The 21,261-nt window shown below is 33.3% G+C and carries 19 protein-coding genes; 4 read left to right on the plus strand and 15 right to left on the minus strand.

The window, feature by feature from the left end; all coding sequences use genetic code 11:
• Positions 1 to 6: 6 nt before the first annotated feature.
• Complete coding sequence (gene gltB, locus WN975_RS00075) at positions 7 to 4,524, minus strand: glutamate synthase large subunit (protein ID WP_337964638.1); 4,518 nt, start codon at positions 4,522 to 4,524, stop codon at positions 7 to 9.
• A gap of 415 nt (positions 4,525 to 4,939) precedes the next feature.
• Between gltB and sucC the strand changes: the two genes are divergently transcribed.
• Complete coding sequence (sucC, locus tag WN975_RS00080; RefSeq protein ID WP_121329914.1) at positions 4,940 to 6,133, plus strand: ADP-forming succinate--CoA ligase subunit beta; 1,194 nt, start codon at positions 4,940 to 4,942, stop codon at positions 6,131 to 6,133.
• Positions 6,134 to 6,495: 362 nt separating this feature from the next.
• Here sucC and WN975_RS00085 read toward each other — a convergent pair whose 3' ends face one another.
• On the minus strand, positions 6,496 to 7,284 hold the full coding sequence (locus tag WN975_RS00085) for a DUF5694 domain-containing protein (RefSeq protein WP_337964639.1): 789 nt from the start codon (positions 7,282 to 7,284) through the stop codon (positions 6,496 to 6,498).
• Positions 7,285 to 7,504: 220 nt separating this feature from the next.
• Here WN975_RS00085 and WN975_RS00090 point away from each other — a divergent pair, with 220 nt between their 5' ends.
• Together WN975_RS00090 and WN975_RS00095 are read left to right on the plus strand one after the other, a co-directional pair.
• On the plus strand, positions 7,505 to 8,545 hold the full coding sequence (locus tag WN975_RS00090) for a histidine kinase (RefSeq protein WP_337964640.1): 1,041 nt from the start codon (positions 7,505 to 7,507) through the stop codon (positions 8,543 to 8,545).
• 3 nt (positions 8,546 to 8,548) lie between these two features.
• Positions 8,549 to 9,259 (plus strand): response regulator transcription factor, encoded by a 711-nt coding sequence (locus WN975_RS00095; protein ID WP_337964641.1) that lies wholly within the window; start codon positions 8,549 to 8,551, stop codon positions 9,257 to 9,259.
• An 8-nt stretch (positions 9,260 to 9,267) separates the two neighbouring features.
• On the opposite strand, the gene WN975_RS00100 is transcribed toward WN975_RS00095, so the two are convergent.
• From WN975_RS00100 to WN975_RS00120, 5 genes are all read right to left on the minus strand, one after another.
• A complete protein-coding gene (locus WN975_RS00100) occupies positions 9,268 to 9,675 on the minus strand; it encodes a hypothetical protein (RefSeq protein WP_337964642.1) in 408 nt (135 codons plus the stop codon).
• Positions 9,676 to 9,794: 119 nt separating this feature from the next.
• On the minus strand, positions 9,795 to 10,262 hold the full coding sequence (locus tag WN975_RS00105; protein ID WP_337964643.1) for a DUF1456 family protein: 468 nt from the start codon (positions 10,260 to 10,262) through the stop codon (positions 9,795 to 9,797).
• 421 nt (positions 10,263 to 10,683) lie between these two features.
• Positions 10,684 to 11,703 carry an aminotransferase class I/II-fold pyridoxal phosphate-dependent enzyme gene (locus tag WN975_RS00110; RefSeq protein ID WP_337964644.1) on the minus strand — a complete coding sequence of 340 codons (1,020 nt, stop codon included), beginning with the start codon at positions 11,701 to 11,703 and terminating at the stop codon, positions 10,684 to 10,686.
• Between the two features lie 5 nt (positions 11,704 to 11,708).
• Complete coding sequence (locus WN975_RS00115) at positions 11,709 to 12,719, minus strand: dipeptide epimerase (RefSeq protein ID WP_337964645.1); 1,011 nt, start codon at positions 12,717 to 12,719, stop codon at positions 11,709 to 11,711.
• 19 nt (positions 12,720 to 12,738) lie between these two features.
• A complete protein-coding gene (locus WN975_RS00120; RefSeq protein WP_337964646.1) occupies positions 12,739 to 13,542 on the minus strand; it encodes an alpha/beta hydrolase-fold protein in 804 nt (267 codons plus the stop codon).
• A 56-nt stretch (positions 13,543 to 13,598) separates the two neighbouring features.
• Here WN975_RS00120 and WN975_RS00125 point away from each other — a divergent pair, with 56 nt between their 5' ends.
• A complete protein-coding gene (locus WN975_RS00125; RefSeq protein WP_337964647.1) occupies positions 13,599 to 14,000 on the plus strand; it encodes an excinuclease ABC subunit B in 402 nt (133 codons plus the stop codon).
• Here WN975_RS00125 and uvrB read toward each other — a convergent pair.
• From uvrB to WN975_RS00165, 8 genes are all read right to left on the minus strand, one after another.
• Positions 13,997 to 15,988, minus strand: coding sequence for an excinuclease ABC subunit UvrB (uvrB, locus tag WN975_RS00130; protein WP_337964648.1), 1,992 nt, complete (start codon positions 15,986 to 15,988; stop codon positions 13,997 to 13,999). The two genes, WN975_RS00125 and uvrB, sit on opposite strands and share 4 nt — an antisense overlap.
• Before the next feature lie 305 nt (positions 15,989 to 16,293).
• Entirely contained in the window at positions 16,294 to 17,238 is a 945-nt protein-coding gene (locus WN975_RS00135) for an alpha/beta hydrolase (protein ID WP_337964649.1), read from the minus strand.
• Positions 17,239 to 17,313: 75 nt separating this feature from the next.
• Entirely contained in the window at positions 17,314 to 17,553 is a 240-nt protein-coding gene (locus WN975_RS00140; RefSeq protein WP_337964650.1) for a uroporphyrinogen decarboxylase, read from the minus strand.
• Positions 17,554 to 17,630: 77 nt separating this feature from the next.
• Positions 17,631 to 18,581 carry a 23S rRNA (adenine(1618)-N(6))-methyltransferase RlmF gene (rlmF, locus tag WN975_RS00145; RefSeq protein ID WP_337964651.1) on the minus strand — a complete coding sequence of 317 codons (951 nt, stop codon included), beginning with the start codon at positions 18,579 to 18,581 and terminating at the stop codon, positions 17,631 to 17,633.
• Between the two features lie 377 nt (positions 18,582 to 18,958).
• Positions 18,959 to 19,621 (minus strand): thiamine diphosphokinase, encoded by a 663-nt coding sequence (locus tag WN975_RS00150; RefSeq protein ID WP_337964652.1) that lies wholly within the window; start codon positions 19,619 to 19,621, stop codon positions 18,959 to 18,961.
• Between the two features lie 156 nt (positions 19,622 to 19,777).
• Positions 19,778 to 20,236 carry a RidA family protein gene (locus tag WN975_RS00155; protein WP_337964653.1) on the minus strand — a complete coding sequence of 153 codons (459 nt, stop codon included), beginning with the start codon at positions 20,234 to 20,236 and terminating at the stop codon, positions 19,778 to 19,780.
• A gap of 85 nt (positions 20,237 to 20,321) precedes the next feature.
• Positions 20,322 to 20,765, minus strand: coding sequence for a DinB family protein (locus WN975_RS00160; RefSeq protein WP_337964654.1), 444 nt, complete (start codon positions 20,763 to 20,765; stop codon positions 20,322 to 20,324).
• A 7-nt stretch (positions 20,766 to 20,772) separates the two neighbouring features.
• On the minus strand, positions 20,773 to 21,255 hold the full coding sequence (locus WN975_RS00165) for a GyrI-like domain-containing protein (RefSeq protein WP_337964655.1): 483 nt from the start codon (positions 21,253 to 21,255) through the stop codon (positions 20,773 to 20,775).
• Positions 21,256 to 21,261 lie beyond the last annotated feature (6 nt).

Consider the following 21,261-nt stretch of genomic DNA (forward strand, 5'->3'; position numbering starts at 1 on the left):
AACCTCTTAATCAGCTATTAATTCTTCTATTTTCTTTTCTTCTGCAATTCGTTGTAATGCTTTTTTGTAATCAGTTGGCATTACTTTTACGAAATTGTTTTGTTCATTTTCCCAGTCTGCTAAAATTCTTTTTGCTAATGGACTGCTAGTGTACAATGAATGGTTTTTGATCAATCGTCTTAGTTTTGTAATGTCTTCGTCTTCCATTGGATCAAATGCAACCATTTCCATGTTACATAAAGTTGAATCAAATTTTTGATTTGGATCATAAACATAAGCCACACCACCGCTCATACCAGCTGCGAAGTTTCTTCCTGTTTTTCCTAAAACAACGACCGTACCACCTGTCATGTACTCGCATCCGTGATCTCCAATTCCTTCAACAACGGCAGTTGCTCCAGAATTTCTCACACAAAAACGCTCTCCGGCCATTCCATTAATATAAGCCTCTCCGGTGATAGCTCCGTAAAGGGCAACGTTCCCAATAATGATGTTTTCTTCAGGTTTGAAGGTTGCAGTAGGAGGGACTTTGATAATCAATTTTCCTCCGGAAAGACCTTTTCCTAAATAATCATTACAGTTTCCGTGAATTTTAAACGACAATCCATTTGTTGCAAATGCACCAAAACTTTGTCCGGCAGAACCTTCAAAATCAACTAAAATAGTGTCATCAGGTAAACCTTGTGCGCCATATATTTTTGAGATTTCATTACTCAAAATGGCACCTACAGAACGGTCTGTATTTTTAATTTTAAATGTAACTCTTGTTTTTTCTTTTCTATAAATAGACGGAATCGCTTCTTTTATAATTGCAAAATCCAATACATTGTCTAAATCGTGATCTTGCTCAGTTGTATTGTGAATTGGCTGTGTTTTAGCTTTTTCCGGTTTGTATAGAATTGATGATAAGTCTAAACCATTTGCTTTGTAATGTTTGATCGCTTTGTTCACATTTAATTTTTGTGATTGACCAACCATTTCTTTTAAGGTTCTGAAACCTAATTGTGCCATGATTTCTCTTAATTCTTCAGCAATAAAATACATGAAGTTGATTACGTGCTCTGGAGTTCCTTTGAAATTTTTTCTCAATTCAGGATCCTGAGTTGCAATACCAACCGGACAAGTATTTAAGTGACAAGCTCTCATCATAATACATCCAGAAGCAACAAGCGGAGCAGTGGCAAAACCAAATTCTTCGGCTCCTAATAATGCAGCGATTGCTACGTCACGACCCGTTTTCAATTGTCCGTCACATTCAAGAACTACACGACTTCTTAAATCATTTAAGATCAAAGTTTGTTGTGCTTCAGCCAATCCAAGTTCCCACGGAATACCTGTGTGTTGTAATGAAGTCAATGGTGCAGCACCAGTTCCTCCATCATAACCAGAAATCAGGATAACGTCAGCTTTTGCTTTGGCAACACCGGCAGCGATAGTTCCAACTCCAACTTCTGAAACTAATTTTACGTTGATACGAGCTTCACGATTCGCATTTTTCAAATCATAAATCAACTGAGATAAATCCTCAATAGAGTAAATATCGTGGTGTGGCGGAGGCGAAATCAAACCTACATAAGGCGTAGAGTTTCTGGTTTCGGCAATCCAAGGCACCACTTTTTCTCCAGGTAATTGTCCACCTTCACCAGGTTTTGCACCTTGAGCCATTTTAATCTGAATCTCTTTAGCATTTGTCAAATAGTTGATCGAAACACCAAAACGTCCCGAAGCAACTTGTTTGATTGCACTATTTCTGGAATCTCCGTTAATTTCTTTCTGGAAACGTTTTGGATCTTCTCCACCTTCTCCAGAGTTACTTTTTCCGCCAATTCTGTTCATCGCAATTGCCAAATTCTCGTGCGCTTCTCTACTGATAGATCCGTAAGACATCGCGCCAGTTTTGAATTTCTTTACAATTTCTGTCCAAGGTTCTACTTCATCAATAGAAATTGGATCTAAATTATTGAATTCAAACATACCTCTAATAGTCATTAAGTTTGAGCTTTGCTCATTCACCATATTAGAGTATTCTTTATAACTTTCAGGACTGTTTAAACGAACAGCTTGTTGTAATTTAGAAATAGTTGTTGGATTAAACATATGTTTTTCTCCGCCACGTCTCCATCTGTAAATTCCTCCAATTTCTAACGGAAGCAAACTTGCAACTTTTGAATTTGGAAATGCTTTTTGGAAACGTTTCTTAACTTCTTTTTCTACTTCGATCAAACCAATTCCTTCGATTCTTGAAGGTGTGTATGGGAAATATTTAGAAGTAAATGTTTTGTTTAAACCTAAAATCTCGAAAATCTGAGCAGCTCTGTACGAATGTAAAGTAGAGATACCAATTTTGTTCATGATCTTAACGATTCCTTTTGCAATCGCTTTGTTGTAGTTTACAACTGCATAATCAGCTTTTACGCCAGTAATGAATCCTTGTGCAACCTGATCATAAATGATTTCGTTTACCATATATGGATTAATTGCACTTGCGCCATATCCAAATAATAAAGCAAAATGATGCGGTTCACGAGGTTCTGCTGATTCGATTATGATTCCGAATTTAGAACGAACCTGTAAAATATTCAAAGAGTGGTGAATGTAAGAACAAGCCAATAACATAGGAATTGGAGCTAATTCTTCGCTAACACCTCTATCTGATAAGATGATAATATTGCATCCTTCAGAAACAGCTTTAAAAGTTGCCTGAACACATTTTTCAAGTGCGCGCTCTAAACCGTTAACTCCTTTTTCTATTTTGTATAAAGTAGAAATTGTAGCCGATTTAAAATCTGCGTGATCAATGTTTCTTATTTTATCTAAATCCTCATTTGAAATAACCGGATTTTGGATTTTTAGTTTTTTACATTGTTTAGATTCAATTTCGAAAATATTGAAATCTCCACCAATTGCTAAACTGATATCAGTAATAATCTCTTCACGAATACCATCCAAAGGCGGATTGGTAACCTGAGCAAATAATTGTTTGAAATAGTTGTACAACAATTGCGGTTGGTCTGATAAAACTGCCAAAGGCGTGTCATTACCCATAGAACTGATTGCTTCAGCTCCCTGACCTCCCATTGGGTTGATGATGGTTTTTAAATCTTCGATAGTATAACCAAATAAACGTTGTCTTGTTAAGAAATCAAGTTTCTCAACCGGAGTAGGATTATTGGTATAAGGAATTTTAGATAAAGGCAATAAGTTTTCATCGATCCATTCTTTGTACGGACGTTTTGTAACGATTGCTTTTTTAACCTCTTCGTCTTCAATAATACGACCTTCGTTCATGTCAACCAAGAACATTTTTCCTGGCTCTAAACGTCCATGCTGAATAACATCTTCAGGATCGATATCTAATACACCAATTTCTGATGACATGATTACGAAACCACTATGAGTTAATGTATAACGAGAAGGACGCAATCCATTTCTGTCTAATAATGCACCAATTACATTACCATCCGTAAACGGAATAGAAGCAGGACCATCCCAAGGTTCCATGATACAAGCGTTGAACTCGTAGAAAGCTTTTTTCTCCTCAGACATAGTCTGGTGTTTTTCCCAAGCTTCAGGAACAACCATCATCATCGCTTCCGGCAATGAACGGCCTGTCATTAATAAAAGTTCTACAACCATATCCATAGAAGCAGAATCTGATTTTCCTTCTAAGATAATTGGGAATAGTTTTTTGATATCATCGCCAAAAACTTTGCTTTGCATAAGCTCTTCACGAGCACGCATACGGCTTACGTTTCCACGAAGTGTGTTAATCTCACCATTATGACACATATATCTAAACGGTTGAGCAAGTTCCCATGAAGGGAAAGTATTTGTAGAGAAACGTTGGTGAACTAACGCCAAACGAGTCACTAAATCTGGATCTTTTAAGTCAACATAATAACGGCTGATGTCTTCCGGCATCAATAGACCTTTATATATTATGGTAGTTGTCGATAAACTAGAGAAATAAAACATATGACTTTCAGAGGTTTTTGATCCTCTTACGGCATGTTCAGCAATTTTTCTAGCTGCAAAAAGTTTTGCATTAAATTCATTTTCAGTTAAATCCTGACCGTTTTTAGAAACGAAAACTTGTTTAACTGTTGGTTCTTTTTCTGCGGCAATCTGCCCTAAATTTTCTACTTCAACAGGCACGTCTCTCCAACCAAGAATCTTTAAATTCTGATCCTTGATAGTCGATTCGAAAGCGTTGATACAAAAAGAAACCTGGTTTTTGCTTTTTGGTAAAAAAACCATTCCTACTGCATACTCACGCGTTTCAGGGATTTCAAAATCACATACTTTTTTAAAAAAATCATGTGGGATATCGAATAAAATTCCAGCCCCGTCTCCAGTTCTTCCATCAGAACTAACGGCACCACGATGTTCCAATTTTATTAAGATGTCCAATGCTTTGTGAATAATATCGTTTGACTTAATACCATTCAAATTACAAATAAATCCTGCACCACAATTGTCGTGTTCAAATTCAGGCAAATAAAGCCCTTGTTCTTTAACTTTCATTCTTGATATTTTTTCTACAAAAATAAAGATTTCGTTAAACATAATGTATTGAAATTGTAATTTGACTTACATTTTTATCGTAATACTAGAAAAACGCTTCTTAATTGATAATAATATTATATTAAGCATTGCGAATTGCCAAAATGATAACATGCATTAAAATATATTAAGAAAAATCGCCGTAAGGCTAATGAATGCGGTGATGTTTTTGTTAAATATCAAACGTTTTAGTGGTTTTGAGTTAATATTAACAAATCATTTTGTTAACTATTTCTTCGCATTCAAAATGAATAAACGCTTAACAGATATAACACTCATTTTTTAATTGAAAAAGATTTTACTATTAAGTTGAATTTTGCTACTTTTGTCGCACTTTTATTCTGAAATAAATTCAGAACCAGACAAATTCTATATTATGAACATACACGAATATCAAGGAAAAGAAATTTTAGCAAGTTACGGAGTACGCATTCAACGCGGAATTGTGGCTAACAATGCGGTTGAAGCTGTGGCTGCTGCAAAACAATTAACTGCCGAAACTGGTACAGGATGGCATGTGATAAAAGCACAAATTCACGCAGGTGGACGTGGAAAAGGTGGTGGAGTGAAGTTGGCTAAAAACTTGCAACAAGTTGAAGAAATTTCAGAACAAATCATCGGAATGCAATTGATTACACCTCAAACTTCTGCTGAGGGTAAAAAAGTAAACAAAATTTTAGTTGCTGAAGATGTTTACTATCCTGGTGAAAGCGAAACTTCTGAATTTTATGTTTCTGTTTTATTGAATAGAGGTACAGGACGTAACATGATCATGTATTCTACTGAAGGTGGAATGGATATCGAAGAAGTTGCTGAGCATACTCCACACTTAATCTTTACTGAAGAAGTTGATCCTAATGTTGGATTACAAGGTTTTCAAGCAAGAAGAATCGCCTTTAACTTAGGTCTTTCTGGAAATGCTTTCAAAGAAATGGTTAAATTCATCGATTCATTATACAATGCTTACATTGGTTCTGATGCTTCTATGTTTGAAATCAACCCGGTTTTGAAAACTTCAGATAACAAAATTTTAGCTGTTGATGCTAAAGTTAATATCGATGATAACGCTTTATACAGACAACCAAAATATGCTGAGATGAGAGATATCCGTGAGGAGAATCCAATCGAAGTTGAAGCTAAAGAAGTAGGTTTGAACTATGTAGATCTTGACGGTACTGTAGGATGTATGGTAAACGGAGCAGGTCTTGCAATGGCAACTATGGATTTAATTAAATACGCTGGTTTTGAGCCTGCTAACTTCTTAGACGTTGGTGGAACTGCTGATGCAAAACGTGTTGAAACTGCTTTCCGTATTATCTTAAAAGATCCAAACGTAAAAGCAATTTTGATCAACATTTTCGGAGGAATCGTTCGTTGTGACCGTGTTGCTCAAGGAGTTGTTGACGCTTACAAAAACATGGGTGATGCTATCAATGTGCCAATTATCGTTCGTTTGCAAGGAACAAATGCTGAAATTGCAAAAGAATTAATTGACAATTCAGGTATGCCAATTTTATCAGCTACTCAATTTCAAGAAGCTGCTGATCAAGTTAAAGCTGCATTATCTTAATAATAATATTGTAGAAATGCACAATAGTGCATCTTCTCTTTAATATATAAAAATCCCTTCGATCATTCGGAGGGATTTTTTTTTTGGAATATTTTTAATTAAAGGTAGATTTAACCGCAAAGCCCGCAAAGTTTTTTTACTCACAAGATTTTATATAAACGCAAAGTTCGCAAAGCTTTGTAGATAAAAACTTTGCGAACTTTGTGGTTGATTTCTTTGTTAATTTCCGCCACGAATTCACGAATTTTTATTCTCAAAGAATATAAAAAAATAATTCGTGAATTCGTGGCTAAAAAACTTTGCGAACTTTGCGTAAACCTTTGCGAGCTTTGCGGTAAAAAATCTTGCAGTTTGAATCTCTTTTATTTCAAAACCGTTGCCAATTCTATAATTTCAAAGTCAGGATTATGTTCTACAAATTCCCGAATCATAGCAGTATGTCCGGCTCCTAATAAAACCATTATTTTATCATCTTTACTCTCCGTTAGTTTCTGAATTAAAGCATACATATAAAGATTTCTTCTGTACCATTCAGAAACTAAAAAGGCGCCCACAAAATTATCTATTTTACCACCTTTATTTGCAGTTTGAAGATACCAGTTAATATCTTGCTTATTAACATCCAAAAGTAATTGGGTCAAAGAATACTTTGTAATTTTTGTATTGAAATCGGTTTCATAATTTTTCATTGTTTCCTCATTCTTCTTGATTAAATCAAGCTGATTGGCTTCCTTCATTCCTTTTACCAAACTATCATATGGAAAATCAGCATCGTTATAATCAATTCCGTATAATTTTTTGTGACCTAATTTTTTAGCAGATCTTAAAGCTATTTGCACGATTTCATCAGCATCATTTTTAAGTAAACTATCCGTGTTTTTGGCGTAGAATTTATCCAGTTTGTCTTGTTTTTGATAATTCCATTCAACGAAGATTTTATTCGGACCAAACTTTTTAATTTTGTCTGTAATGTTTTCGAGCTCTTTCTGATTTTTATCAGACATTACATTGACCGTATTTACCTTAGCAACATCAAGTCCGGGATTTTCAAAATGGAAACTTCCAAATAATAATATTTGTTTCTTTTTTGTTTGAGCAGAAATTGGATTAAAAGCGATAATAATAAGTAATAATAATGTGATTTTTTTCATGATGATTTGTTTTAAATTCATGACAAATGTATCATAGCTTTTCAGGTGAAATTTTAGTTTTTGATAAACACTAAATTTCAAATTACAAACCTAATAGAATTGCTGCTGAAAAATTTCGTGTACCATTTTTGATCGTTCATCACAGGAAATGCAGGTTTTATATAAATATGACATTGATATAAACTCATAGTTGTATTTTTGAAATAACAATAACATTATTATGAAGCCAAAAATCCCTTTTTATTATCACATTCTTCTTTTTTTAGCCTTATCAATTACCTTTTATTTATGGGATATTGCAGTGAATAATAAAGAACTGAAATTCGTTTTTAGTACCCTTTATTTTATGTTTAGCACTAGTTTTGTGCTTTCTATTTTTGTTGTTTATCTTTTAAATTTTTACATTTTTTGTTACTGGTTTTTAAACAAAAAAAGAATTGTATTATACATATTAAGTATTCCGGTTTCCTTACTGATTTTTGCTGGAGTTCGCTATTTTTTTCAGGAAATAGTTATTTTCGAAATTACCGGAATTCATAATTATGCCGAGAAAAGTCGGGAAGTTGCCTATTATATTCAGGATAACTTTTTCTTCGGATTGCCATCTTTAGCTTTAAGTATTATGAGTTATTTGTTTTGGCAATTTCAGGAATCCTACAAGCAAAATCAGGAATTACTTTTAGAAAATAAAAAAGCCGAATTTCAAATGTTAAAATCTCAGGTTAGCCCACACTTTTTATTCAATACTTTGAATTCATTTTACAGTCAGCTAATTCTTAAAGACGACGAAATGGCTTTGGATGTTTTAGTGCTTTCAGATTTACTTCGTTATGTTATTACTGAAACGGAAAAAGAAGAAGTGATTCTATCGAAAGAAATTCAATTTGTTCAAAACTATATTCATTTGCAGAAAAAGCGATTTGAAGATCAGCTTTATTTAGATTTCAATATTGAAGGAAATTATTCAGATGAAAAAATCCTTCCTTCAGTTTTAATTCATTTTGTAGAGAATGTTTTCAAACACGGAAAACTGAATAATACGGAGGAAAAAGCATTAATTTCAATTCAGATAAAAGATAACTTTTTAGAACTATCAACCTTTAATTACAACGTTGAAGGCGAAAAATATTCATCAACCGGAATTGGTTTTGAGAATCTGACCAAACGTTTAGAATATGCTTATAAAGATCAATTTATATTAGAAAAAACAGCAGAAAATAATATCTTTAAGACGTACTTAAAAATACCATTAAAAAAATAATCGATGAATTTTAAATGTATTATTGTAGATGATGAACCGCCTGCAACCCGTATTTTAGAAAATTATATTGGGAAAGTTTCTTTTCTTGAAAAAGTAGGTGTTTTTAATGATTCATTAAAAGCGTTGGAATTTTTAAATACACAAAGAGTTGATGTGATTTTTCTGGATATTCAGATGCCACAATTAACAGGATTGCAACTTTCTAAAATTATTTCGAAAGATATAAAAGTGATTTTTACAACCGCATATCCTGATTTTGCATTAGAAGGATTTGAATTGAATGCAGTTGATTATTTGCTAAAACCAATTTCTTTCGAACGTTTCTATCAGGCTGTTTCAAAATTAAATACGGAATCAAAAATCGAAGTTTCATCAAATAATGATAATTCGTCTGATTTTATATTCGTTAAAACCGATGGAAAGAATAAGTTTCAGAAATTGTTTTTAAATGATATTTTGTATGTCGAAAGTCTTCAGAATTATGTTTGTATTCATACTTTGAAACAGCAAATTATTACACATTCGTCTTTAAAAAATGTATTAGAATCATTGCCTGAAAAAGACTTTATCCAAATACATAAATCGTTTGTAATTGCCTTAAAACAGATTGAATCGACAGATAGTTTTTCTGTTTTTATAAATGCGAAAGAATTACCAATAGGAGCGACGTTTAAAGATGCTTTCTTTGAACGAATTGATCAGAATAAAATCTAGATAAAGATTTATATTTTTACTAATTCGAGATTTAATTCCGCTTCATCAATTTTGAAATAAGCCTTATTGTTTTCAACTCTTACAGCAATTGACATAATTGTATAATGATCTTTGTCTGTACCAATTTTAAATTTTTTGTCTCTTTCGTCAAAAAGCCATTTTTCATTATTTAAACTTGAAATTAACATATTTATTATCCTGTTTTTTTCTTTAGACGTAACAATAAAATCACGGTTTTCTCTAAATGAAAATATTGCATTTTTGAAAGATCTTGCTATTTCTAACATATTTTTATCAGTAGATTTTATAGTAGAATTTTCTACTTTCCAGCTTCCAATAATTTGGTCTTTTATGTGATTTTGACTTTTGGCATTTATTGATAAGAAGAAGAGGGTGATAAAAAGTAGTTGTTTCATAATGGTTTTTGTTCTGATTTAATTTGGCTTAAAAGTATAAAAAAACCATTCGTTTTGCGAATGGTTTTTTATGGAAATATTGTAGAGGCGCATAGCAGTGCGTCTAACATAACGTATTTTTACGATTTTTTATTTTTTCCGTTTTTGTAAACCACTTTTTCTACAACAGATGGTTTTCCATTTCCTTTAGGGAATTCTTTCTTTTTAGGTTTTCCAGCTGCCGAACCAGATTTAGAAGGAGCTTTATCGCCTCTTCCTCTTTCAGAATCTTTAGCGCTTGCTTTAAATTCAGGTCTTTCTTTGGTGCTGTCTTTTTTAGGAATTTCAGCTTTATGCTTAGCCAAAACATCATTCGGGTTTTTAGGATTTTCTTTCGTTCCTCTTAAATGAATCACTAATCCGTTTAAGAAATTACGCAAAACCTGATCGCCACATTCCATGTAATTTTCATGATCTTCGGCTCTAAAAAAAGCGCCCAATTCTGATTTTGTAATTCTAAAATCTACTAATTCTAAAATTTCAACTATTTGGTCGTCACGGAGCATCAAAGCCACGCGCAGTTTTTTTAGGATATCGTTGTTCGTCATCGTTTAATTTTTTACAAAGGTACGTTTTAAAACTAATTTGAATACAATTTTAGTTTAAGAACTAAACGTTCTTTAGAATTTTTCGCCACGAATTCACGAATTTTTACTTAAATAATTATTGCGAATAAAAAATGGTGTAGTTCCTACGGGACAAAAAACTTTTTCGAATACCTTTTTTACCAATATGTAATCTCTCCGAGATATTTCTTAAAGTTAGAGTATTAGTACCGCTTTTTTAATATTTTGTCAAAAAAAATACTCCGTTAGGAGTTAAATGTTGGTAGAAACAAATAGAAAACAAAGAAAGAAATGTCCTGTAGGGACTATACTTTTAGGATTCTAGTGTTTTTTTTCGTCACGAATTCAGTAGAAAAATAATTCGTAAAAATCCATGTAATTCGTGACAACTTTTCAAATTATTCTATCCGTTTAAAATTTTTATTAATTTGTCTAAATCTTCATGTAAATGATTTGCAGTAATTACAATCCGATTAAGATTATTGGAGTTTTCCTGATATTTAAAACTGGCGATAATAATTTTATTTGCTTTTAAAATTTCAATCATATTATCATCTTTCAGATAAATTAAAGGATATGTTTTATCAAATTTAATACTGTCATTTTTGATTAATTTCTGATCGATATAATCTAGATTTTCTAGTAATTTCTGATGTTGGATTTTATAAAGATCAGCAGCATCAGCCAAAGTTTGGACAAAAGCAGGATTCATTCCCGCAGCAGAAACAAAAGTGCTTAAATTATGCATTTGATTGATAAAAGAGGCGTCACTTGCTATAACTCCGCCTGTTAATCCGAAAGCTTTTCCTAAAGAAGAAACCATGATTTTTCTTTTGATAGGAAGATCGATTTCCGAATAAATTCCGCAACCGTTTTTGCCTAAAATTCCAAGAGAATGCGATTCATCAATGACTAAAGTAACCTCTTTATGATTCGGAATTGTCGCCAATATAGATAAATCAATTGCCTCAGTTTGAAAACCTGTAACAACATCCGTTAAAATTGTAATTCTCTCTGATTTTGAATCTAATAATCGCGGATTTATTTTATCATTTATAAAAACCGGTAAGCTATCATTTGCCTGAATTGCAGGATGCGCATCCGGAAAATGAAAGAAAGAATCCGTTTGTTTTTTCAATTCATCAATTACCAGTTTTCCCGCAAGCATTCCTGAGGAAACTGTAACGGCACTTTCTGCTTTAATATGTTTGGCTAAAAAAGTTTCGCCATTTTCAAAAGCTGTAAGTTTAATATTTGCGCTTCTGGAACTTCCGTAAGTAGTTCCCCATTTTTGAATATTTTTGACAACTAATTCCTGAAAAGCCTTATTTGTAGGTAATCCCAAATAAGCCGTTCCGCCAAAATACAAATATTGTTCCTGGTCGATTTCGATAATTCTATCCGGAAATTGATTGACATTCATATGTTTTAGATTAAAGTAACTCCGGTTCCGTTCAAGTCAGAATAATGGATAACGCCATTTTTTATCGTTACACCAGTTGCAATATCTTGTGCCAAAAGCAAAGCGCCGTCCATATCCACGTAATCTAATTGTGGTAATAAATGTGCAATCGCCGATATTCCAACAGTTGATTCTGTCATACAACCAACCATTGTTTTTAAGCCTAATTTTTTAGCTTCTTCAATCATGCGTTTTCCGGGAGTTAATCCGCCGCATTTTACAAGTTTTACATTTACACCATGAAAATGATTGTGACATTTTGCGACATCTTCTGCAATGATGCAGCTTTCATCAGCAATTATGGGCAAAACCGAATGTTTAAAGACTTCTTTGTGCGCTTCCCAATTATCTGCTTTCATAGGTTGTTCGAGAAATTCAACGCCAAGTTTCTTTAATTCCACGGCATTATTTATGGTTTCTTCAACGCCCCAACCGCAATTGGCATCAATTCTAAAAATGGCATCGGTGTGTTTTCTAAGTTCTTTTACGATTGCAATATCTTCTTTAGTTCCTAGTTTAATTTTATAAATAGGCCAAGTAAGTTCCTGCATTTTCGAAACCATTTTGTCTATCGAAGCAATCCCGATTGTATAATCTGTAAGCGGATTTTTATCAATAGAATAACCCCATAATTCATATAACTTTTTGCCTTTTTCACGGGCGTATAAATCATTATAAGCCAAATCTAATGCGCACAAAGCAAACATATCGTCTTTTAAATACGGATGCATTTTTGCCCAGAATTCATCAGGAGTTTCATTTTCTGTAGTTTCAATAATATGTCTGATTTCTTCTAAATCCTGCATCATCATTGGAACTGTAGTTTTGTAATACGGATTTGAAGTTGCTTCTCCAAAACCTGAAAAACCATCACTTTTAAGTTCAACAATTAAGGAAGGCTGAAAATCAATCGATTCTCTGGAAATAGTAAAAGTATGTTTTAATTTGAGATTGTATTCTCTTAAGATTAGTTCCATAATGTTTCGATTTTTTAATTTAATAACCCAGCCAAAGCAATGCATTTACAAAATTATCACGCCAAAGTTTTTCGTTATGTTCGCCGCCTTTTACAATTTTAGTTTTAGTTAAATGAAGACAATAACAGCGATTTTTTTCTAATAAACGTTCCATTTTAGTTACATCTTTTACCATGTCATCGTCTTCTTTATCACCACATAAAAAGTAAATTTTTGTTTTGATTTTCGGAGCTTGTTCTGTTAAGGTATAAATGTCATTTGAAAACCAAAAAGAAGGAGAAAAAGCACCAACTTTTCCAAAAACTTCGGGATATTTCAAAGCGGCATAATAGGAAACTAATCCGCCAAGGGAACTTCCCATTATAATCGTATTTTTAGCTTTTGGTTTACTTCTGTAGTTTTTGTCGATATAAGGTTTTAAAGTTTTTACGATAAAATCAACATAATTGTTGGCATTTCCACCGCCGTATTTTTCATTTTTATAAGGTGTTAATTCGTCAATACGTTTGTCATTTCCATGTTCAATTCCAACTACAATTACTTGCGCTTTAAGACTATCCAGTTTTTCGTCGACATTCCATTCACCAACATAAGAAGTTTTAGCATCAAATAAATTCTGAGCATCTTGCATATAAATTACACTATATTTCTTTTGGGCTGAAGCCGAATAATTTTCGGGAAGATAAATCCAGATTTTTTTAGTCGTTTTTAATTGAGGCGCTTCAATTGTAAAAGTAGAGACGTTTTTTGAAGCCGTACTTTGTTGTGCATTTCCAACAAAAGTCATCCAAAGAAAAATAGAAAAGAAGAATACTCGAATCATGAGTTCTTTTGCGTTTTAGATTAAAAAACAATAATTTAGCTAAAAATAATAAATTGATGAATACCGAGACCGAAAAGAGAAGTTTACTTTTAGAAATGATTGCTTTTTCTACCGTTGACGGCAAATTGCATAAAAGAGAATTTGATTTTTTATGGATTGTTGCTCAGGAATTAAATATAGAATTCTCTGATTTTAAAGATTTATTTCATCAGGAAGAAACGATTGTAGTTATAAAATCAGAATTTCAGCGTATTCAGCAATTCTACAGATTGGCTTTGATTATGTATTGCGATGGTGTTTTGCACGAAAAAGAATCTACTGCAATTAGACAAATTGCGCTTGAAATGGGATTAAATCCAAGTGCTGTAAAGCGTGTTTTAGATTTAATGAAAAACGCGCCAAATGCGATGATTGATCCTAAAATTTTATTGAGAGTTTTTCAGGAACAGCACAATTAAGGCAATTGTTCCTGAAGTTTTTTAATATCGTCACGCAATTTTGCAGCTTGCAAGAAATCTAATTCCTTCGCAGCTTTTTCCATTGATTTACGTTTCTCACGAATCATTTTTTCTAAATCAGCTTTTGATAAATACGCCGTTTCTGGTTCTGCAGCAATAGATAATGTATGTCCTAATTCGTATTCTACTAATGGATTTTTGGTAAAAGCACTATCGATTTTTTTATTTAAAGCTTGTGGGGTAATGCCATTTTCGACGTTGTAATTTATTTGTTTTGTTCTTCGATAATCTGTTTCATCGATTGTTCGTTGCATACTCGCCGTCATTTTATCGGCATACAAAATTGCTTTTCCGTTTAAATTTCTTGCCGCACGACCAATAGTTTGTGTTAAAGATCTGTAGTTACGAAGAAATCCTTCTTTATCAGCATCTAAAATAGCAACTAGAGAAACTTCGGGTAAATCAAGACCTTCACGAAGTAAGTTGACACCAATTAAAACATCGAATATACCTTTTCGTAAATCCTGCATAATTTCGATACGTTCCAGAGTATCAACTTCAGAGTGTATGTAGCGACAACGAATGTTTACTTTAGTTAAATATTTGGCTAATTCTTCGGCCATTCTTTTAGTCAAAGTAGTCACTAAAACCCTTTCGTCTAATTCGCAGCGTACCTGAATTTCTTCGATTAAATCGTCGATTTGATTCAAACTCGGTCTGACTTCTATAATTGGATCTAACAATCCCGTTGGGCGAATAATTTGTTCGATATAAATACCATCTGTTTTTTGCAATTCGTAATCTGCCGGTGTTGCAGATACATAGATCACTTGATTTTGTATGGCTTCAAACTCTTCAAATTTCAAAGGTCTGTTATCCATTGCCGCAGGTAATCGGAAACCGTATTCAACCAGATTTTCTTTACGGCTTCTATCGCCTCCATACATGGCGTGAACCTGAGAAACGGTTACGTGACTTTCATCTACAATCATTAAATAATCACTCGGGAAATAATCTAATAAACAGAACGGTCTTGTTCCGGCTTGTCTTCCGTCAAGGTATCTCGAATAATTCTCGATTCCGGAGCAATATCCTAATTCCCGTATCATTTCTAAGTCAAAATTAGTACGTTCTTCCAGACGTTTTGCTTCGAGATGTTTTCCTATTTCTTTAAAATAATCAACTTGTTTAACCAAATCTTGCTGAATTTCCCAAATCGCCCCTTGCAGAACATCCGGAGAAGTCACGAACATATTAGCGGGATAAATCGTTAGTCTTTTAAACTTTTCAATTACTTGTGATGTCTTTGCATCAAACGATTCTATTTCTTCGATTTCATCTCCAAAAAAGTGAATTCTAAAAGCATCGTCGGCATAACTGGGATATACTTCAACAGTGTCACCTTTTATTCTAAAAGTTCCCGGATTAAAATCGGCCTCGGTTCTGGCATATAAACTTTGTACTAAACTGTGTAATAATTTTGTTCTGGAAATTACCTGATCTCTGAAAATTTCGATTACGTTTTTCTTAAATTCAACTGGATTCCCAATACCATATAAACACGAAACAGAAGCTACAACCAAGACATCTCGACGTCCTGAAAGTAGGGAAGATGTGGTGCTCAAACGCATTTTTTCAAGTTCTTCATTGATAGATAAATCTTTTTCAATAAAAACTCCAGTTACAGGCATAAAAGCTTCCGGTTGGTAATAATCGTAATAAGAAACGAAATATTCAACCGCATTATTTGGGAAAAACTGTTTGAATTCTGAATATAATTGTGCCGCTAAAGTCTTGTTATGTGCTAAAACTAAAGTCGGTTTTTGAACTTCTTGTATGACATTTGCAACCGTAAATGTTTTTCCGGATCCTGTAACTCCTAATAAAGTCTGATATTTTTCGCCGTCTACAATACCTTGCGAAAGTTTTTCAATTGCTTGTGGCTGATCACCTTTTGGACTATACTCTGAGGATACTTGGAAATTCATTTTTGAAGGATGAAAAGATTAGTTTTGTAAAGATACAAAGTTTGAATTCTATAAAAAAGCCTGTGAGAAATTGTGTGAGTTTTGTGTAGTCCCTATGGGACAATCTCCTCTGATTAATTATCTTTTACCAACATTTAATCTCTCCGAGATATTATCCTGTATGAATTATTGTGCTAATATTGGATTTCTAAAAAAGTATCTCGTTAGAGATTACATGTTGGTAGAAAAAATATTGGTAGAAATTGATAGAAAAAAGAGAATGACCACCTCGTAAAAATGTCCCGTAGGGACTACACCATCATGAATTATTCTAAAAAATTAACCATTGCATCATTTACAATTTTAGATTGATCTATGGATAGAAAATGCCCGGCATCTTTGATTATTTTAGTTTTGCAATTAGGTAAATATTTTTGTGCACGTTCAAGACTTTCTTCCGAATTGATGACGTCGTGATCGCCTATTAATACTAAAACAGGATTTTTGACAGATTCTAATTCTTTATCTGAAAAAGGAGTCATTTTAAGCATGCTTGAATTTGATTTCGCATATTTATTAGCAAGATAAAATTGCTTTTTATAAATGGGACTAATTTTTTCTGGATGTGTAGAAAAGGTTTTTAATGTCTTTCCAAATTTCTTTTCGCTTGGAAAAAGTTTCAACATTAAGGCAGAACTTGTTTTTCCGACTTTATCAATAAATTTAAAGGTTTGCGCCGGACTTAGTAAAACTAGTTTATCTATCGAATTTTCTTTTTGAACGGCCAATAAAGTTGCAATCCAACCGCCGCGAGAAGCCGCTACAATGTCAAATTTCTTTAATTTATAATGTGTAAAGATTTCGTTATATAAAAGCACTATTTCGTCAGACGAAAGTGGTTTTGCGCTTAAAGTGGATTTGTTGGGTTCCATTAAAAAATCAATGGCATAAATGTGATGATTTTTGGCTAAAGCTTTAATATTCGGATACCACATCGTTGAGCTGGCGTCCATTCCGTGGAGTAAAACTAAGTCTTTTCCGTTTTTTGGACCGGCGATTACAATATGTGCTGTTCCAAAACTGGTTTTTATATTTTCTTCGGAATATGGAATATCCCAAAGTTTCAAAGCTTTGTCGTAGGAACTTAAATAGGTTTGCTTTTCAGATTTTGTTTTAAAAACGTAATCTTCAAATTTTGCTTTTTTAGACGAAGCGCAACTTGCAAGTAAAAGAAATAGGATAGTTCTAATAAATATTTTTGGCGTACTCATGTAATTAGATTTACTTTTAAAGGTACTGAGAATTACAGAGACAAAGTATCAGAATTTTAGTTTAAAGTATCAGAATTACAATCTCTTAGGATCTTTTACGGTTAGATGATAGATTTGTACGATTGCCAAAATAGCATTTGGAATAATAACGGGTAAAAGCCATTGACTAACATCTTTATAGTCTTTTAGAAAGATGCCGTAGATTACAAAACAGATGCATCCGAAGAGATTAATAAAGCGTATTGTTCTGAGATCTTTCAGCAGAAAACCTCCGACTATAAAAAATGATGCGAGGTAACCAATATAATCAGCCATAATTTATTAATTGCTTTTATAGTAAATTTACCAAAAGCAAATTATAAAATCAAGTTTTATATCTGAAAATCAATCGTTTAAAGTTTGAATGATTTCTGTTGACTTTCGCTCATAAAAGTCCAGGCTACAACACGGCTTGTTTTTTGGCCTTGAGCCATATCGATTGTTTTGATTGTAGCGGCATTTACTTTATTTAATGTTTTGTAAATGCTGGACAAGTTTTCTCTTTTTGAAACTAAAGTTGTGAACCACAAACATTGCATGGCGAATTTTGCACTTTCGTAAATCATTTGGGTTACAAAACCAATTTCGCCGCCATCGCACCATAATTCGGCATTATGACCGCCGAAGTTTAAAACTGGATTTGTTTTTTTCTTTTCTTTCGGATTTAAATTCGAAACTTTGCGAACGGTACTTTGATTCGCATCTTCGGCAGAAGAATGAAAAGGAGGATTACACATCGTGAAGGTAAAACGATCTTCTGGCGTAATGATATTTTTGAATATAAAACGAGATTCTGTTTGTTGTTGTAAACTTATCGCATCAATCAATTGTGGATTTGCTTCGATGATTTTACTGCAATTTTCAATTGCTTTTTCGTCGATATCTGTTCCCACAAAACTCCAATCGTAAATTGCATTTCCCAGAATTGGATAAATACAATTGGCGCCGGTTCCTACATCTAATCCTAAAACTGATGAACCTTGAGGAATCATTCCGTTGTTGGTTTCTGCTAATAAATCGGCTAGGTAATGTATATAATCTGCTCTTCCGGGAATTGGAGGGCAAAGGTAATTTTTAGGAATATCCCAATTTCGAATGTCGTAATACGTTTGTAATAATGCTTTGTTGAGCAATTTTACTGAAATTGGATTACTGAAATCTATAGTTTCAATTCCGTGAACGTTTACGGCGACTTGAGATTTTAATTCAGGACAATTCGCGATAAGAAGTTTGAAATCATAACGAGAACGATGAAGATTTCTGGGATGTAATATGTTTTTTTCGGAATTGTCTGTTTCTTTCATTTTTGTGAATTTCCGTGCAAAGATAGTCATTCCTTTTGGAGAAAGAGGTAATTATGGAAACCATCGTTCTAGCCCTGATGGGAACGGCATCCTTTTTCTGGCTCCTTTAGCCAGGAAAAGATATAGGGGACAGCAGGAAATAGCTCCTAATTCTTCGACTTCGCTCAGAATGATGATAGTAAGATTCCAAATTCCAAATGCGAGTTTAAACACATAGAAACATAGATTTTTAGGTTGATCTTAAGGGGACAAAAAAAGCTAGCTTTTTCACATAGTTTTACTAATGTGTTTTATTGCGGAGTAAAACGACTTTTTTATAGGTTTACAGACTATGTTTCTATGTGTTTAAAACAAATTTGTATGTAAAAATGATCCAATTAATCCATGCATTCCATTAGCAATAAATCGCCGTCAGTATGAGTAATGGTTACAAGTCCGTCTTGGGCAACGGCATTGCTGCTGCCGGTTCTATAGCCAATTGTCAAGGTGTCGTTTTGCAATGGATATTCTAAATTGATGGAATTAATACCGTTTACAACGCCAATTGGAATCAGGGAAATTGGTGTTTTTGCCGTGTACCATTTCTCGAATTTGTTGGGCAATAAAAAGATTTTGGAGTGATCGTCGAGAATTACAATTTTGATTAAATTGCGGTAACGAACGATGTTGGTAAGGTTTGTAATGGTATGATCGGCGCGTTTTCCGGTTGCCCAAACTACGTTTACGGCTGGAATTTTTCTTTCGATTAAATAATCGAAAGCTTTCTCTAAATCGGTTTTGTTTTGATCTGGTGTGTGAACAATTTCGATTGGATATTGTGATGTTTTGTAAATTTCGGGATCAAAACCGCGGTCGAAATCTCCTAAAAGAACGTCGACTTTTATGTCTAATTCGATTACTCTTTCGATGGCTGAATCGAGTACAACTACCAATGGCGACCATTCTAATAATTGGCCTAATAACTCTGGATTACATGCTGCTCCGTTGGCAATAATTAAGGCTGGTTCCTGGTCGTCGCGTACGATATGGTGTGAAGACATTATGATTCTTGATTTGAAATGTGCTGCAAATGTACGAAAGGATAAGATTGTAGTCCCGAAGTTTCGGGATAGATTTTAGATTTTTTTGAATTAAGATATTAAGTTTCATTAAGTTTTAATCTTAATGAAACTTAATATCTTAATGGTGAAGAAAACTTATTTTGATGCTTTAAATGCTGTTGCGTCGACTTCGATTAACATTCCGTCGATGGCTAGTTTTGAAACGGGAATTAATGTGCTTGCCGGAAATGGTTTGTTTTTCCAAACTTTGCTTATTTCTTCTTCCCATATTTTGAGTTTTTCAGGAGAATGATTGACTATTAGAATCGTTATTTTCATGACATTCTCCGGTTTTAGATTATAACTGTCAAGAACTGTTACAATGTTTTTTAAGGCAATTTGTGTTTGTTCTCTAAAGTTGGTACTTAAAGTATGTTCTTTACCTAATCCGCCGCTTTGTCCGGAAATGTAGACGAATTCGCCGGGAGTTGAAACTGATGAAGAGTGACTAAAACCGTAAGGAGTTGGATCAAATAATGAAGAAGGGTTTTTGAAATTTTGTGCTTTTACAACAAATGCAGAAAATAAAAGTAAGGCAAGAAGTAAATGTTTCATGTTTTAAAAAATTAGAATTAAGTATTGACAAAGGTTACTCAATTCTAATTTTTATGCCTTTACATATGTTGAGACTGAAAACTATTTAATCTAACAATCTTCTGTGGTAATTGATTTGCCCTAAATGATAGGCTAAATGTGTAGAAAGATGTACCAGAAAAAAGCCTGTTGTCATTTCTTTTTCAAAAACTATCATAGGATAAATTTCTTCTAAATCAAAAATAGATAATGTATCAAGTGCTTTATCTACAACCAGCATTGTATCGTCTATTTTGGCAATTAATTCGGCTTTTGGAACGTTTTTCAGAGAAAATTCTAAAGGACGATCTCGAACATAATCTGTTTTGCCAATTTGATTTCCAATAAAAAGATTGATATTTCCGATAAGGTGTAAGCAAAGATTTCCAGCTGAATTGGAAACTTGTTTGTCAATTGCCCAAATCTGACTTTCGTTTTGATACGATTCTATTTCAAGTTTTAATTTGTTAAGATCTCGGTCAAAAAGCGATTTTAAGGTTTCGATTAGCATGATATTTTTAGTTTTTGTTTTTTATCGGAATCCAAATTTCTTCTTCAGAATCGGGATCGTCTTTTTTGTATCTTTCATCCATTACGGCAAAATGTGGTCTTTCGTCGATTGTATAATCGGAGTTGGGAAGCCATTCTACAAAAATCGAATGATAGGTTTTATGGCCTTCACTTTGTGGGCCTTTATGAATAAAAACGGCATATAATCCTGTTGGAATTATTAGAGTTTCCATTTCTTTTGGAATATGATCAAAATCCGAAACTTCAACGGCAGCCCATTTTTGAAATATATTACTGGGTTCGAAATTGTCAAAATGCCCAACCGGGAAAACTTCAAGTGAGTATAAATTTGAATCTACCGAATTTTTGATGTCTTTTTTTCTTGGCATAAAACTACTCCATAATTGAAAAGTTTTATTTTCTATAAACGACATATCAATGTGTTTACCCACAAGTTTTTTTTCGGTAAAAATTTTGATTTGGGCTTCCATTTTTTA

This window comes from uncultured Flavobacterium sp. (genome assembly GCF_951805225.1).
GTDB lineage: Bacteria > Bacteroidota > Bacteroidia > Flavobacteriales > Flavobacteriaceae > Flavobacterium.

Coding starts and splice junctions, on each gene's coding strand:
- WN975_RS00140 (WP_337964650.1), bottom strand. CDS start 17,553: ATGGCTGATTATATTGGTTACCTCGCATCATTTTTTATAGTCGGAGGT.
- WN975_RS00155 (WP_337964653.1), bottom strand. CDS start 20,236: ATGAAACATTTACTTCTTGCCTTACTTTTATTTTCTGCATTTGTTGTA.
- gltB (WP_337964638.1), bottom strand. CDS start 4,524: ATGAAAGTTAAAGAACAAGGGCTTTATTTGCCTGAATTTGAACACGAC.
- WN975_RS00135 (WP_337964649.1), bottom strand. CDS start 17,238: ATGAGTACGCCAAAAATATTTATTAGAACTATCCTATTTCTTTTACTT.
- WN975_RS00115 (WP_337964645.1), bottom strand. CDS start 12,719: ATGGAACTAATCTTAAGAGAATACAATCTCAAATTAAAACATACTTTT.
- WN975_RS00120 (WP_337964646.1), bottom strand. CDS start 13,542: ATGATTCGAGTATTCTTCTTTTCTATTTTTCTTTGGATGACTTTTGTT.
- uvrB (WP_337964648.1), bottom strand. CDS start 15,988: ATGAATTTCCAAGTATCCTCAGAGTATAGTCCAAAAGGTGATCAGCCA.
- WN975_RS00150 (WP_337964652.1), bottom strand. CDS start 19,621: ATGTCTTCACACCATATCGTACGCGACGACCAGGAACCAGCCTTAATT.
- WN975_RS00085 (WP_337964639.1), bottom strand. CDS start 7,284: ATGAAAAAAATCACATTATTATTACTTATTATTATCGCTTTTAATCCA.
- sucC (WP_121329914.1), top strand. CDS start 4,940: ATGAACATACACGAATATCAAGGAAAAGAAATTTTAGCAAGTTACGGA.
- WN975_RS00125 (WP_337964647.1), top strand. CDS start 13,599: ATGAATACCGAGACCGAAAAGAGAAGTTTACTTTTAGAAATGATTGCT.
- WN975_RS00160 (WP_337964654.1), bottom strand. CDS start 20,765: ATGCTAATCGAAACCTTAAAATCGCTTTTTGACCGAGATCTTAACAAA.
- WN975_RS00110 (WP_337964644.1), bottom strand. CDS start 11,703: ATGAATGTCAATCAATTTCCGGATAGAATTATCGAAATCGACCAGGAA.
- WN975_RS00100 (WP_337964642.1), bottom strand. CDS start 9,675: ATGAAACAACTACTTTTTATCACCCTCTTCTTCTTATCAATAAATGCC.
- WN975_RS00105 (WP_337964643.1), bottom strand. CDS start 10,262: ATGACGAACAACGATATCCTAAAAAAACTGCGCGTGGCTTTGATGCTC.
- rlmF (WP_337964651.1), bottom strand. CDS start 18,581: ATGAAAGAAACAGACAATTCCGAAAAAAACATATTACATCCCAGAAAT.
- WN975_RS00090 (WP_337964640.1), top strand. CDS start 7,505: ATGAAGCCAAAAATCCCTTTTTATTATCACATTCTTCTTTTTTTAGCC.
- WN975_RS00165 (WP_337964655.1), bottom strand. CDS start 21,255: ATGGAAGCCCAAATCAAAATTTTTACCGAAAAAAAACTTGTGGGTAAA.
- WN975_RS00095 (WP_337964641.1), top strand. CDS start 8,549: ATGAATTTTAAATGTATTATTGTAGATGATGAACCGCCTGCAACCCGT.